Raw genomic sequence first — 15,616 nt, forward strand, 5'->3', positions numbered from 1 at the left:
TAACTGTAGCCGGAGGATTTGTGTGGGATCAGATGACGCACTCGCTGCGCCACGCACTCGGACTCTTCCCCGTCCAGCGCTTGAACGCCCGCCGAAAACTGCGCACGTCGCTGTAACCGACTTCCTCGGTAATCCGCTCGATCGGCATCTCAGGATTGGCCAGCAAACTCATGGTGCGTGCCTGGCGCACTTGCTCCAGCAGCGCCTCAAACGTCAGCGAATGTTCAGTCAGCCGCCGGCGTAAAGTACGGCTGCTCATGTTCAAGTCACCAGCGATCTTTTCGATGTGACTGCCCCGGCTCAGATCCCGGGCAATCGCCCGCTCCACAGCCTGGATCAGATCGAGTTTCTGATGCACCTGCGCCGCTTCCAGCTCCAGCAACTTGACCGCCTGACGCAGCGCCAGCGAATGGTGGTTAGGCAGGTTCACATCCAGCCATTGCACGTCGATCAGCATGCGATTGTGCAGACACCCGAAACGCACCTCCGGCCCCAACAGCCGCCGGTATTCATCGACGTAATCCGGCGCGGCGTGCATGAACTCCACGGCAATCGGCTTGAATGTCTCGCCCACCAGCGCCCGGCCGTAGACCAGCAGGCTGGCGAAAAACTCTTCCACCGCAAACACCTGCACATCGGCAAATGGCAGCCGGCATTCAACGTCGACGTACACCTGGTCGCCCACTACATCGACACTGGAAACGACGATCCCGCCGGACGTGTGCTGATGCCGGACCCCGATTTCGAACGCGTCGCGCAAGGTCTTGCACAGCGACAGCACATGCCCCAACAGCCCCAGCGTCCCTAGCACGTTCTGCGCCCCGACCCACAGGCCCAGCCCCTGATTGGGCAAAGCCTTAAGCGCACGCTGGATCATGGCCACGGCCTGGCGATAGGAAATCCGCTGCGAAGGATCCTGCAAATCCTCGAAATCAAAACCCAGGCCACGGCACAGGCTCTGCGGTTCGATGCCCTTGTTGGCGGCGACTTCGGCCAGGGTTTGCAGGAGAAATGGCGACACCAGCGCCAGTTCGAAGGTGGGGTCTTGGACTTTTACGTTCATGGAGGCTGACATTCCGGATCACGCTGAATTGTTATTTTTGTAACCGGTTATGTCGAAGGAAGTTAGCACAGGGTTGACGGGCTGTCCGCAGAAGTCCCCTTCCGTGTCCGCCAATACCCTGCCCTGTCGTGCGCCAAGGGCTTATTTCTATAGTGGCCGGGCGTCCTGCGTGCCGGCGTTGCGCCCAAACACAATAATAATGAGGACGGACATGACCCCGAACCGCGCGACATTCCCTGTGCGACTGGCGCTGAGCCTGCTCGGCTGCGCCGCGACCCTGCCGGCGCTGGCCACCGAAGCCGGCGTCGACAACATCGGCCCCGGCACCGACGGCTTCTTCATGCTGCCGATGGAGGTCGACAGCCTTCCGGAGAACATGGTCGCCTTCAACCTCTACTACAACCACTACAAGGCGACCAAGCTCAACATCAGCTCGTTCGGCGGCAAGGTGCCGAATGTCGAGATCGAGTCCACCGCCGTCATCCCGCGTCTCGACTACCTGAGCCCCGTGCGGATCTTCGGCGGGCGCCTGGCCGGTTACATCGCCCAGCCGTGGCTCAAGCAGGAAGTCTCGGTGTTCGGCCTGAGCGATACCCGCGAAGGCATGGGCGACACCACCATCGCGCCGATTATCCTGTGGGACATGGGCAAGGATCTGACCCTCGGCGCCGCCGTGGAAATCACCGTGCCCACCGGCGAATACAGCGTCGACCGACTGGCCAACACCAGCAACAATTTCTATACCTACAAACCGCTGTTCTCCTTCACCTGGCTGCCGACCGAGCGCACCGAGGTGTCGATGAAGACCACCTACAGCTTCAACGAGAAAAACAAGGACACCGACTACAAGTCCGGGCAGATCTTCCACTTCGATTACTCGGCCAGCTACAAAATCACCGATGACCTGATGCTCGGCATCAACGGCTACTACCTCAAGCAAACCACCGACGACAAACAGTTCGGCCACACCGTGCAGTTCGCCGGCGAAGACGTGAACGACGGCGTACGCGGCAAGGTGTTCGCCATCGGCCCGGCGCTGCACTTCACCTTTCTCAAGTACGCCAGCGCCGAGATTCGCTGGGCCAAGGAGTTCGACGTAGAGAACCGGCCAGAGGGGGAAATGTTGTGGGCGAAGGTGAGTATTCCGTATGCGTTCTGAGTGCATTTGTAGGAAGGCGTGCGCGGATTTGTAGGCTGAAAACCTGAAAAACAGAGGGTAGGAATAGGCCTACAGCGGCGGTCGAGATTGCCGGACAACGGTGGGAAACGTCCGGCAGATTTCAAAGGGGGGCTTGCAGATACTGGGCTTCGTTACTCCATGGCCCTTCATGGGCTCATGGGGTACATCGTCTGCCAGTGACGACAATGGGCCATTCCCCCTTAAACTGCTGAGATTGATCACGGAGATCACTATGAGCTTATTACTTTCCCCGTATTACTCTGACTTCGAATCCGAAGAAGAGGCCGAGAGCTACGATCGCTGGTTTCGTGCAGAGGTACAGGAGGCACTCGATGACCCCAGCCCTGGCATTCCCCATGATGAAGTTATGGCAATGCTCGACCAGATGCTGGAAGAGATACGCAGGAAGCGTCGCGCTGCAGCTTGAATGGAGCAGCAAGTCCTCGCGTCAACTGGCTGACATCTTCAAATACATCGAGCAACACAATACCAACGCTTCAATTTCGCTAAGACACAAGGTGGGTGCAGCAGCACAGCGACTTTCATCAATACCTTATGGTTACCGACCTGGCCGAGTGCCTGGCACTCGTGAAATGGTGATTCATCCGAACTATCTGCTGGTCTATCGAGTGAATGGCCACATCAAAATACTGAGGGTGCTTCACGCCCGACAAAAATACCCCTCAACTTCAGCAACATAAAAAAAGGGCGGCCAAACGGCCGCCCGAAGCGTACTACACGAGAGTCCTTTACAACGTCAGCTGTCCCCGCTCCTCTTCGGTCAGCTGCTGTTTCGCCTGTTCATCCAGCGTCCCGGCGCCCAGCACCTGCACCGGGCTGTTGGGGTTGTAGCCCGGCGTCGGCGCGCGGCTGGCGCCGTCTCGGGTCGGGGCCAATTGTTCGTTGCCGAAGCTCAGTACTTGCACGGTGAACACCGAGGCCTGGTTCTGGCGCGACGCGGCTTGTTGCTGACGAGCGACATCTTCCGCCGCCTGGGTCGCCGACGACGCGGCGGAGCTGGCCGAAGTGATCGCCCCGGTGTTGACCGCCGAGACCACCGGCACGCCGGTCGCCTTGCCCTGCACCGAAATGTTGGCGGCGTTGACCACCGTCAGCGCGGCGATGTTGACGTTGCCCGAGACGCGAATCCCCGCCTCGCCCGCATCGATGGTGCCCAGCGGCGCGATCAGGTCGATGTCCCCCGGCGCCACTTCGGCAATCGGGTTGAGCGTGGCGATACCGGCGCCGGTGCTTGGCACCGATGGCGACAGCGTCACGTTGCCCCAGGTGTCGTACACGCGTTTCGGCGGCGTGTAGACCACGGTGGTTTTCGAACCGCGACCGGCGTTGATGTCGCCCTCGGCGGACCAGCCGAGGATCGAGCCGCCAAAGGTGGTCATGATCCGGCTCTGCCCCAGCAGAATGCTGCCCTGTGAGTAGAGCTGAATGTTGCCCGAGCCCTGGGTGATGATCCCCGCCGTCGATGGTGGCGCCGCGCCCTCGATGCCGAACACCTGACCACCGCCCGGCGTGAGCATCTGGATATCGCCGCCGAACAGGGTTTTCACCCCTGCTCCGCCATACAGGGTGATGTCGCCGTCATAACGGATCGGGTTACCGGCCACATCGACGGTCGGAAACAGCGAAGCAATGGCGTTGCGACCGCGCAGATAACTGCCTTTACGCGGGCCGTCGACGTCGTTGTATTCCAGGCCCCCGGCACGCAGTTCGGCGAAGTACACCTGACGGGCGAAAGTCGCCTGCTCTGCACTTGGCAGCGCGGCGAAGAAGGCTTGCGCCTGTTCTGCATTGCCGCTGAAGCCGTAGCCGAGGGTCAGCCAGCTTTGCAACTCATCGAGGTAGGTCTTGACCACTTTGCCTGGCTGACCGTTGAGGGATGAGTTCGGGTCGGCAAGGTTATTCGGGTTGAGATAACGAGCGATGAATCGCGAGTAATCCGGCCCCTGCGCGCCCACACCTGCCTGCAACACAATGCTGGCACCACGCCGATTGTCGCCTGCCACGACAGGGCCGATGCTGGTGATGCCGGCGCGGTCCTCCATCAGAATGTTCCGGCCTGCATTGATGTCCAGCAGACCCGGGCCGGCGATGTCGAAGCTGCTGTAGAGAATGTCGCGTCCGGCCGAAACCCGGGATACATCGCGCGCATCGTTGTGGAGGAACAGGTTACCGGTAGAAGTGACCACTTCGTTATTCGGGATAGTCACCTCATCCACCACGATTGTCGGCTGCCCCAAGTTGGTTCCCGAGGCAACGATATCGCGACCGGCCAACATCCAGACCGGCCCGGCGGCCTCATACCATTTGCGTTGCGCGACGCCATTTCTGGAGTACGTCAGCGTCTCACCACTGCGTACGCCCACAAGGTCTCCGGTCAGGGCATAGATTCTGGCAGGTGCCTGCACCGTGCTCAGCCCTGAGTAGCTGTCGGCCCCGAAGGCGAACAATGGATAGCGGGCATTTCGGCTGGCCGGTAAGCCGTCAACGCTGTTGTTGGTCGTGATCGGGTTACCGGCGGTGTTGCTGGCAAACCCATTGAAAGACGGTGCAAACGGCGTAGCGATGGCAGTCGGACTGGCGCCGGACTGGTTGATTGCATAGCCGCCGGCATAAATCGAATCACCGGCCAGCAATTCAAGTTGACCGGCGGACGACGGCGCCAGCAACAGCGAGAAGCTTGTCGCAGGCGCCGGATTGCCCGAACCGTAAGCAGCCGACGGGCCTGCGAAGATCGAACCTTGAGCGGCGACTGCGCGCAGGATGGACGGATAGACAAAACGCCGGTCAGTGGGTGAGGTATTGAGCCCGGTAACGACCGTTGGCGTCGTTTCGGCCAACTGCGTACTTGGCGTGAGATTACCCCCGGCTGAAAACAGATCGATTGCGGTGTGGTCGGTCCACAGGGAGAAGCCTGCCAGGCCACCGCCCGCATGGTAAACACCATCCGCGTCGGTAAACGGCGAGGAATTCTGCAAACGAACCCGGCCCGGATCCACCGCCCCGCCCATGACCAGATCGCCACGGGTACTGAGGCGCATCCCCGAATCCCCCGGAATCAGCACAAGCCCGCCAGTTGCACTGCCGATGGTCGCTTTGAACGGGTCAAACGCTCGCGTTTCCCGTGGATCCTGATCCAGGGTAAAGGCGCCATAGTGCAGATTGACGCCCCCCACGGAACTGGCGGTAATTTGCGCAGCACCGCGCAGGTTGATCAACGCACCTTGCAGATCATGGCGCGGAGCTAGCGTTCCAGACTCCCCGGCGCGGGCCTGCAGTGACGGATTGAGCGAGCCGCCGATGCGGATATCGATGTCTCCGCCACCGGTCAATTGCAAGCTGCCATCGCTGCCCACCCGCCCCGTGCTGCCGACGGCAACGATCAGACCCTGACTGCGTGGGTATAGATTCGAGCGGCCGTCACCGATCGGGCTGAGCATGCCGCCATCGGCGCCGGCACGCAGGTTGATGTTGCCACCGCCCAAGGTGCCGAAACCGGTGAAGCCGACGAGATAAGGCCCTTTGTCACTGTCCAGGTTGGGCAGAGGCGAAGTCGCGTAACTGCCGAAGTTGATCCACCAGGCGGTCGGTACTTCTGCGTTGCCGGTGCCCTGCCGCCACAGCCAGTTGCCCACGGCCACGCTTGGAACCTGCGCTCGGGTATCCACCTGGAGCGAATTGTCTCGCCGTCCGAGAACGTCACCTGAAATCGAACCACCGGCACCGATGGTCAGATTGCCGCCCAATTGCGGATACCAGGCTTGATAGAGATTGCTGTCCCCGCCATCGACCCATTTCTCGTTATCGCTGCCCGCGCTGCCGAGCACTGAGCCGTCATCCGTCAAGCGCCCGCGCGGTTGATTGAATCGGGCGTCGACATCGCTCGACTGGGTGCCGGAGGTATACACGCCAAATGGCGAATTCATGCTCAGGTTGCCGCCGGCCATAAGGTCCAGATCACCGGTGCCGGTACGCAGGACGCTGAACATCTGCGAATGCGTGGCAACCATGGTGCCACCGACGTTGGCTACGCAAGACATGGGATCGATATCACACCAGAACAAATCGTCTTCGCTGACCGGTGAGCCGGCCGGCATCCCCATCATATTGCCCTCCGTCCACAAGAACTTCGCCGGCGCGATGCAGACTCCGGGAATCGCGTCGCACCAGAACATGTCTTCTTCTTTGACGACATCTCCGGGGGTAAAGCCCAATCCATTATCTTCGGCCCACGTGGTATCGAGTTTCTTCACGGTGACTTTCATACCGTAATGGGTGTCCGCCAGGCGCAGATTGCCGTTGGTATTGAGCGGTTTCACCGCACGACTGTCGGCCGCGTCCAGATCTGCCCCCGCCACCATGCGCAGCGACCACGAGGTGCTGCCCGACGGCAGCATGCTCGCCAGCGCCCAATTGCGACCCTGAGACGTTCCGTTCGAAGGACGCAGATCAATGAACGCTGTGCCGTCGGCCAGAACCACGTCGGTCATGGAAGGAATCAGCGCGCCCCGCAGCAGTGCCAGTGAACCACTCAACTTCACACCAGCGGTCTGGTTGTCGGCAACGGTGCCTGGCAGCGGTACACCTTTGGGCCAGAGCATGGCGTCCAAAAAGGTATTGGCGACAAGCCGGGTGCCGGCGCCCAGGCGACTTCCCACCGGCAGCGTCACGCTGTCGCTGAGCACCGTACCGGCGGCATACAACAGCGTTCCCGAGGCATCGTGTATGGCACCCGCCAGCACCGTGCCAGCACTGATCGTGTAGGGTGCGGCCAGCGTGGCCTCCGTCGGCAACAGTGTGCCGCTGGCGAAGGTCGCCCCCTGGATCGGCAAGTCGTAATTGAGTGTCGTGCCCTTGGGAAACGCCGTACCTTCAGCCAGGGTGACGCCGGCCTGCGGTACGGTCAGATCGCCCCCGAACGGCTGTATGCCGGGCACCAGTTTCCAGCCGGCGTCGTCGACAGTTTCCGGGGGGGGTGCAAAACCGTCGTTGATGCTGCCATAGATATCGAGGTTGCCACCGGCGCGGATCAGCAGACTCCCCGCTTCGCCAGAGCCGTAAACCGCCGTTTTTTGCGTATGTGGATTCAGGCTCGCATAGCGGTAGCCGGACAGGTCCAGATCGCCCTGCACCACCAGATCGCCATCGACGCTTTTGCTGGCAATCTCCACGCCTGGCCGCAAATGGAACGCATCGGCATAGACCGGGTTGTTCAGGCCGGCCACTTTGCGTTGCAGCAGATCGGTGTTGCTCAGAGCCGCGTCGATGAAGGTGCTGCTATCGCCATGGATGTGATCCAGATAGGCCTGATCGATAACTTGGTAGGGCCGACCGCTGACTGCCGGATCGACGCCGTCATTGGCATCGGCGTAGCGGCGCATGGCGTTGAGACCAATCGAACGGGCGCCTGCGATATCCAGCGAACCGTTGGCGTCCACGGCAATATCGTCACTGCCCAGACGTGGTGCAAACAGCTCCAGCGTGCCACGCGGCAAACCGTCGCTTTGCCCCGCCAGTTGACCGAGTGGCGCATCCGTGCCGTGTCGCAGATCGATACGTGCGCCGGAAGTCAGCGTCAGCAGGCCATCACCCGAATCGAGTTCAACCATGGCGCGGTTTGGTGCATCGATGATCTTGCCGTAGCTGTCGACCCGCAGCACTCGCCCATGGGCGTCGAGCACCGCGCCGCCGGCCAGCGTCAACCCCCGATTGCCGGCCAGACGAATGCTGCCGACCCGCTCGCCACTGGCATCGACCCGACCGACCACGGTCAGACTGCCATTGTCCACCGAAACATTGATCTCGCCGGCCTTGAGCCCGTCCCCGATCAGCAGATCACCCTGTTTGAGCTGGAAGCTGCGACTGCCGAAGACCTGACCGGCATTCAAGCGTTGATTCAGCGACGCGAACGATGAGTTCAGGTCACCACCCAACGTCTGCGCGCGAATATCGACGCCACCTGCCTTGTACGGCACCCGGGTCCCGCCCGCGTCGTAGTCACCGCTGCTGGAGCCGAGAATCTCGCCTTGCAGATCGACCAGGCCCGCCTCGGTTGCCAGAGCCACCGCGCTGAGATGACCAGCCTGATTGTTGTGCGCCGACACATCGATGCGCGAACCGACAGCCTGACGAATGTTGCCCTGACTGCTGTACAGCGCCACGTCGCCGCCCCAGCTGTACTTGTTGATGTCATTGAACGGCAACGTGCGACCGGCCAGATCCAGTTGCGCAGCGCTGGTCAGGTTCAGATCGTGCTGCGACTTGACTACCAGTTTGCCGCTGGCCAGCGCGATACGGCCATCCAGCGTGACCTCACGCGCATCGAGCGTCAGCTCCGCCCCCAGCGCATTGGCCAGCGTCGCGTTCGCCGGGCCGCTGAGCGTCAGGTCATTACCGGCCTTGAGCAGATTGACCGAACCGGCTTCACCGGTGAGCAACGGCGTACGCAGATTCAGATTCCCCCCGCTGTAGACGTAGCCGGTTACCGGATCAAACGCACCCTGCTCGCGATACACCGCCAGACTGCCCTTGTGATTGGCCGTGATGCGCTCGCTGGCGTTGAGGTTGACGTTGGCGAAGCCCAGCGCGAGTCGGTTATTCAGATCCAGACCATTGGGTTGCGGGTTCGGGCCATAGCCGAACTCGATGCGCTTCGCTTCAATGTTCAGGGTTCCGCGACCGGTGCCGGCTCCGCCACTGACCACCGCCCCAGGTGCCTGGGTGGCGCCACTCCAGATCAGGTTCTCGGTGCGGATGGTTGCCACATCGTCGGATTTGCCGAGACCGTAAATGGCCGGTGTGGTGATCAGCAGATTCTGCAATCGGCTGGTACCGGTTTTTGCATCGAGCGTATCGAGGCTGACATTGCCAAAGAAGTTGAATGCATCACGAGCGGTCAGACTAAGGGTTTCCAGGGCCGGTGCCCCAAACCGGGTGTCGCCGCGGAGCAACCGGTCGAGCACATCCTGGTTCAGGGTCAGACCCGCCTGCACATGGCCCCCGGCCGCCGCGAGGGCTTCAACGCTGCCGGCGTTCACCGCGCCGACAGCCAGCGCCAGATGCCGGGTCCCGAAGCGCACCGCCTCGCCCAACTGGAATTGGTTATCCGTGGCCGCCGTTATGCTGCCGCTGGAATAGAGCGACGTTTGCGCACTGCACATTTGCAGTTCACAGGTGCCGATGCGGATGCTGCCACTGCCCTCGATGCTGTTCGTGATCTGCGGTGCAAGGACATTGGTCCAGCCATTGGACACCACCAGCAGGCTGGCGGCGCCAGGTTGATAAATGAAGCCGTCGGCGGAGTCGTAAGGTGCATCCGCACGCCCCAGTGTATTGATCGCCGCGCCCTCTTCGAGGGTAATGCCGCCATTACGATTCGTTGTGCGCATCAGCACTTCAGGCGCCGACAAGGTCGCCCCCGCGCGTAGCGTGATGCTGTTGGCATATCCGTCAAACTTGATGAAGTTTCCCGCCGGTCCATATTCCACCGTGGGTGTCGCACCGACGCTCAAACGTCCGGCGTTGAGCTGGTTGAGGCTGTCGGCATACATCGAAATGCCGTCGAAGCCAGGAGTGCGTGACTGCCCCGGGGCCAGGATCTCGATGTTCGCGCCTTGCACTGACGCGGTTCCGACCAGGCCACCCACCGTCGGGGAGAACAGCGCCTGCCCCTGAAAATTCAGGTTGATCTCGTGAGTCCCGCCGCTGGACAACTCCAGTTTCAGCGATTTGCCATCCATCGGTGCCAGGGCTCGCGGTATGCCACGCCGTGCGGCATCGCTTTGCACAAACTGGGTGAAGCTGGTTTCGTTGTACTGCGAATACCGCCGCAAGACATCGGCCGAAGTCAGGATCACCTGACGCGCAAGGCTTTCACGCAGGCCACTGTTGGCAATCGACATTTGCCCGGCACTGCTCCAGGAATCATTACGCAGCTTCAGCGCGCCAGAAGTGATGCCGGACGAGGCCTGACCATTGACCTCGACGCGGAACGCACCGGGCAACAGGGCGAATGTCGAAGGCAGCAACGTGTAAGTGCCCGCCGCCAGTCCCGGCACGCCTGCGCCGAGGGTGATCTGCTGGCCGATACGCGGATCACTCGCCCCTGCCTCTGCCAGTACCGGCGCGTAGGCACTCTGGTTACCCGGCACAATCGCGTACACCGGGTTGGTGCTCAGGCCCGGCAGACTGAACGTGCCATCGTAGGCTGTGCGCACCAGTGGACTGAACCGCGCATCTGTAGAACCGCCGCGACCGGAAACAAACCCCGCCCCCCGCAAATCACCGCCACCGGAAAGGTCCAGCAAGGCACCGTTCTGTACGTCGATGAACGCCCCGGTCAGGGCGATGCCGTTCAAGTTCCCGGCAACGCCGTTCAAGACCACCGACTTGCCGTTGTAGCGATAGTCGATACCGTCGGAAGTCCCGCCATAGGGCATGACCAGTCCGGCAGCACTGACCGAGGTGACGCTGCCCGGCAACAGACTCAGTTCCAGCGTTTTGCCCAGTAAGTTCTCTCCCAGCCTGATCAACCCGAGAGGCGCGCGAATGACCCCGCCCTGCTCGATTTTCCCGGCGACCATCAGCAATTCGCCAAACACCGAATAAGGCAGCGCCTGTGGCGCCGGGCCGTGACTGCCGATGCGCAAGGTACGTTCCTTACCGGGCACTGGCGTGAAGCCCTGATAACCGACACGCACGTCGGCCGAGACCCCCGCGGCAGGGTAGATCTGCGCTGCGCGCAGGTTCAGGTCGCCCGCCGTCCACAACCGCGAACTGCGTTCGTTGTCCGTCGGTGCGAGAAAGCGCAGGTCGCCCTGACTGTCGAGCGTGACCTGGTCGAAACTGCGCCGACTGACAAAACTGGCGGGGGCATTGAGCTGCCGGATCGAACCTTCAGTACCGAATGACAGGGTATTGTTCATGTCCAGCAAGTCGGCCGTGGCGATCAGTCGGGCTGACGACAATTGCGTCGTTGCACTGGCCATGACCCGTGGCCGGACACTCACGTCCGAAGGCTGGTACAGACCCAGTCCGGACAAGCGCATATAGGGAGCAGCCAGATTGATACGTGCGTCGTCCTTGGACGTCTGGGCCAGCGACACCGATCCGGCATAGAGACTCAGGCTTTGCTTCATGTGCAAGTCGACGTCGCCGTCGAACGTCAGCATGCCGTTGCTCAACAGACTCAGGTGGTCGAAGCCGCCCGTCATCAAACTGTCTGCACTCAAACGCGTTTGGCCAAAGCGTAACGACTGCGCCCCTTCTCCCGGCAGCAGGTCGGCGGGCAGGACGTCATCCGGCGCCTGGCCGATGATCAGCTCTCTTGGCACCCGCACCTCGTTGCTGGCCAGGGTGTGTCTGTACAGCGGCGCCTCCTGCGCGATTTCGAGCCGCCCGCCAGACGTGCCGCCCCCCCCGGCCGTGGCTTTCAACTGACCGTCAATGACCAGACCGTTGTAGGAACTCAATGCAATCCGCCCACCGTCCGTGGCGATGGTGGTCGGCCCCGCTCCTGCGATATCCAGCATCGCTTGCGTCCCGGAAGCGTCCAGCCGTGCGCCTTTGCGCACGATCACATAGGCATCGGCAGACGTGGCCGTGATCTTCTTCGCATCGATCTCGCCGCCGACAATGATGCTGCCGCCCTTGCCCACCTGACCGTAGGTCCGACCCCGCGCATCCGTGGCGGTGAACGCGCGCCCGGCCACATCGAGGACGGCGTGATCGCCGATCCAGATCGAACGGTCGTGGCGGTTCGGATCAGCCTCTTGAAGGCCGGTGGCAACGTCGAGCAAGCCAAACTGTTGCTGACGGATATCGATCGTGCCGCCCCAGGCATTCAACTCGCCGTCCACGGTAATCTGCCCCGCCCCTCGCACGTTGATGCGCTGACCGGGATCGACGCTGATGCGCGAGTTCTGCCCGATGCGCAGCGTACTGCTGGCCGGGTCAATGAGATTGAGCACACTGTGACCGGCCTGCAATGTCAGGCTGGCGCCTGCACGTTGGGTCAACTGGCCCTGAACGGGATTTTCCTGAAACAGGCTCGGTGTCCACAGTTCCAGTGCCGTGCGCGGGTCAGAACCGCTGCGCTGGTTCACCGCCGTATCGCCGAATCGATAAACCGGCACCTGCACATCGATGACCGCCCCATCAGCCACTTCCAGCCCATTCAGACCCGTGATGCTGTAGGCTGAAAAACCCTTGCTCAAAAGCGCCGGTGCCAGTTGCAGGACGTGATCGGCCAGCGTCGAGGCGGCGTCACCGATCAGCACCTTGTTGGCCTGGATCAGCAGACTGCCGCCGCCCGTGACGCCATAACCACGCAGTTCGCCATCAAGGCTCAGTCGCGATTGTCCGGGGGCAGAAAGCGCACTGGATTCCAGCGTGACGTCGCCGCCCTTGCCGCCGCGGGTCTTGCCATTGGCCAGGATGGCGCCGCCGGACGACACATCGAGCAGGCTGCCGTCAGCCAGTTGAATGTCCCCGGAGCTGCGGATCAGGATCTGTCCGCCATTGACATAGGCCAGGTCATTCGACGCCTGCGGGTCGGTGCGAAGATTGCTCCACACACCGCGCGTGTCCAGTTGCACGCCTTCGCTCACCGCTACGGCCGCGCGCGTGTCCTTTGGCACGAGCAACCCGGTATTGCCCGTCAACACGTCACCCAAATGCAGCGAGCCACCCCGGGCAGTCAGGTTGGCATCGATCTGCACATGCGGTCCGAACAGGGTGATATCGCCGCCCGTATCGACGGTCACGGCCTCTTGCACGTCGACGGTTTCACGGGCCGACACCTTCAACGCACCTAGGCGGTAGCCACGGATAAGCTCACTGTCGAGAAACAGCTTGCCGACGCGTTCTGCGGCCACCGCATCGTTCAGGCCGGGCACCGTCAGATCGGCGGCGCGCTCACCGCCAATGCGCACCTGATCGAATGTCGGCGTGAGGTCATAGAGCAGACCACCGGCACTCGCCGAGTAGACAGGCTCGTAGTTGCCAACGATCAGCTGCGCCCGGCGTGCCACGGCGGTCTGGCGCTGCTCATAGCCATCGAGCACGGCACGTGGCGCTTGCGTCTGGCGCTCGCCCTGGAACACTTCACCGAGCAACTGGCCGTCAAGCAACGCGCTGCCGGTACCGATGAGCAATTGACCGGCATCTCGGCCAACGGTGTAACCCGATTCCTGGCGAGTGGACGGGGCAATCAGCGGGTTATAAAACACCCGGGTCTGTCCCCAGCGCTCGCTGCTGTCTTCATAGCCTTTGTAAACGCCGGTGTAGAGCAAGTCCCCCGGTGCCCGGGAGACTTCATACAAGTGCCCGTCAGCACCGCGCAGCCAGCTCTGGCGAATACTGCCGCTCTGAACATCGAGCGTGCCGCCAGACAGGTTGATCAACGAATTCTTTTCGGTGACCACATCGTTGCCAGTGAAACTGACACTCCCGCCCTGGGCCATCCATTCCCCGATGCGATGCCCCTGAGTGCCGAGATAACCGCCGACCTCCAGCAGACCTCCGGCGGTGTACCAACGATCGGTCGCGTAGCCGTTGGTTCCGGCCGGCACATACACCAATTCACGGACATCAACCCAGACATCGTTGCTGTTGAGCGCACCGCTCTCGCGATTGACCGCTGCGTCGCGCTGCTCGTTGCCTTGAACGTTGATCTTGATGCTGTTGGCTTCCATGGCCACTTTCACACCAATGGCGCCGGACACATCGATCTGCGCGCCGTCACGCACCACACTGCGGCGCCCGGCTGCCACCGCGACCTGGCCGCCGGTGGCTAGAGTGATCGAGCCGTTCTGGAACTCGACGCTGCCACCGCTGGCGATCTCGATGCGTGACTGGTCGGCGCGAACCGGATTGTTGGCGTTGACCCCGGCCAATGCCGCCTGCCGTTGACTGTCCAGCGCCGTCAGGTCACTGCTGTCGAGAAGGACAGCAGTGACACTGCCCTCGCCGAGCGTAACGCTGCCGCGGGTGTCGGATGCCGGGTTGCGCAAATGGACAGTGCCGCGTGTGTTCACGGAAGTGCTGGCCAGCAGTACACCGTTTTGCAGCACGTCATGGCCGGTCAGCGTGATGTCGCCAGTTGCCGCTTGAATCAAACCATTGTTGCTGACCTTGCCGGCACTTGCGCCCTCTTTGAAACCCGGGGTGACTTCGCTGCCGAAGGTCGTGGACAGCGTATTGCCCTCGGTGCCCGAGCCTTTACGGATATAGAAGCGGTCACCGGCCCCAAGCACCGTCTGCCCCTTGGCGGTACTGATGCTGCCATCGTTCTGTACCTCATTGCCCAGCAGCAACGCATAACCACCGGCATCGGTCGACAACGCCGGCTTGTGCGTCGCGATAGTAGCGCCCCGCTCCACCAGCACCTTGCCAACGGCATCGGTGAAGGTTGGCTGGCTGCCCGTGGTGTCGAAGTACAGGCCTCGATCGTGGAACTGGGTGTCGGTGATATTGGCCGCAGCCGCCACGAGGTTGCGTACATTGACCTGGCTGCTGCCGCTGAACACGATGCCGTTACGGTTGACCAGCATCACCGTACCGTCACCCTTGATCTGTCCCTGGATCTGGCTCGGGCGGGCGCTCGGGTCGTTGACCCGGTTGAGCACCGCCCAGTTCGCCTGTTGGGCAAATTCGACCGTGGTATTGCGACCGACGTTGAAGGTTTCCCAGTTGAGGATCGCCTTGTCGGCCGTCTGTTCGATACGCACACTGGTTTTGCCGTCAGCCTGGGTTTGCTGAGGGCCCTTGGCATTCTGCCAACCTTGCGCAAGGCTGTTATCAACCTTCAAGCCGCCCTCGCCCAAACCATCCGGAACGAACTGCACCGAACCCAGCGCCGCCGCCCGTCCGGCAGCCTGAGCGGCTTGCTGCGCCGCAATGGCTGCCACCGTGTTGTTCAAGGTCTGGATCGAACGCTGCAACTGCTGATTGGCCTTCTGCTGTTGAGCCAACGGCGGCGTCATGCCCGGCAACCCGCCCACGCTTGGGCGAGCGGCCGCCGCCTGTTGCGCGGCCCCCTTGGCAGAGAACCAGCCGGAACTGAACGCTGTCGCCGCCTCGGCACTGCCGGCCACCAGACACAGCGCCACCGCGTGTGCCAACGGCTTGAGCAGCCACAACGCGGGATCGGCCACCTCACGCTTGAGCATCTGGGAACGGGTAACGCGACGGGATGGGCGAGCGAGCATCACTACGAGATCCTTTTTGTTTGCCACACGAAGCTGCAGGCCAGCGAACGCCTGCCGTTACGACATAGGCTGTTGGCAAGGGGCGCGACCGAACGGATGTCACACAAACTTCATGAACGGGGTGTAATTGCGCGGCAAAAAAAATGG

5 protein-coding genes are annotated in these 15,616 nt (G+C 61.9%); 3 read left to right on the forward strand and 2 right to left on the reverse strand.

What is annotated here, in order from left to right:
* Positions 1–28: 28 nt before the first annotated feature.
* Positions 29–1,063 (reverse strand): AraC family transcriptional regulator, encoded by a 1,035-nt coding sequence (locus tag AC1Q9F_RS04235; RefSeq protein ID WP_492618861.1) that lies wholly within the window; start codon positions 1,061–1,063, stop codon positions 29–31.
* A gap of 211 nt (positions 1,064–1,274) precedes the next feature.
* On the opposite strand from AC1Q9F_RS04235, the gene AC1Q9F_RS04240 reads away from it, so the two are divergent.
* From AC1Q9F_RS04240 to AC1Q9F_RS04250, 3 genes are all read left to right on the forward strand, one after another.
* A complete protein-coding gene (locus AC1Q9F_RS04240) occupies positions 1,275–2,222 on the forward strand; it encodes a SphA family protein (RefSeq protein WP_207982954.1) in 948 nt (315 codons plus the stop codon).
* A gap of 253 nt (positions 2,223–2,475) precedes the next feature.
* Positions 2,476–2,670, forward strand: a complete 195-nt coding sequence (gene relB / locus AC1Q9F_RS04245; protein ID WP_492618860.1) for a type II toxin-antitoxin system RelB family antitoxin — start codon at positions 2,476–2,478, stop codon at positions 2,668–2,670.
* A complete protein-coding gene (locus AC1Q9F_RS04250) occupies positions 2,603–2,944 on the forward strand; it encodes a type II toxin-antitoxin system RelE/ParE family toxin (protein WP_492619436.1) in 342 nt (113 codons plus the stop codon). Before relB ends, AC1Q9F_RS04250 begins: the two co-directional genes overlap by 68 nt.
* A gap of 48 nt (positions 2,945–2,992) precedes the next feature.
* On the opposite strand, the gene AC1Q9F_RS04255 is transcribed toward AC1Q9F_RS04250, so the two are convergent.
* Entirely contained in the window at positions 2,993–15,469 is a 12,477-nt protein-coding gene (locus AC1Q9F_RS04255) for a filamentous hemagglutinin family protein (protein ID WP_492618859.1), read from the reverse strand.
* Positions 15,470–15,616: the final 147 nt, after the last annotated feature.

The sequence above is a fragment of the Pseudomonas sp. GW823-FHT04A03 genome (assembly GCF_058796615.1).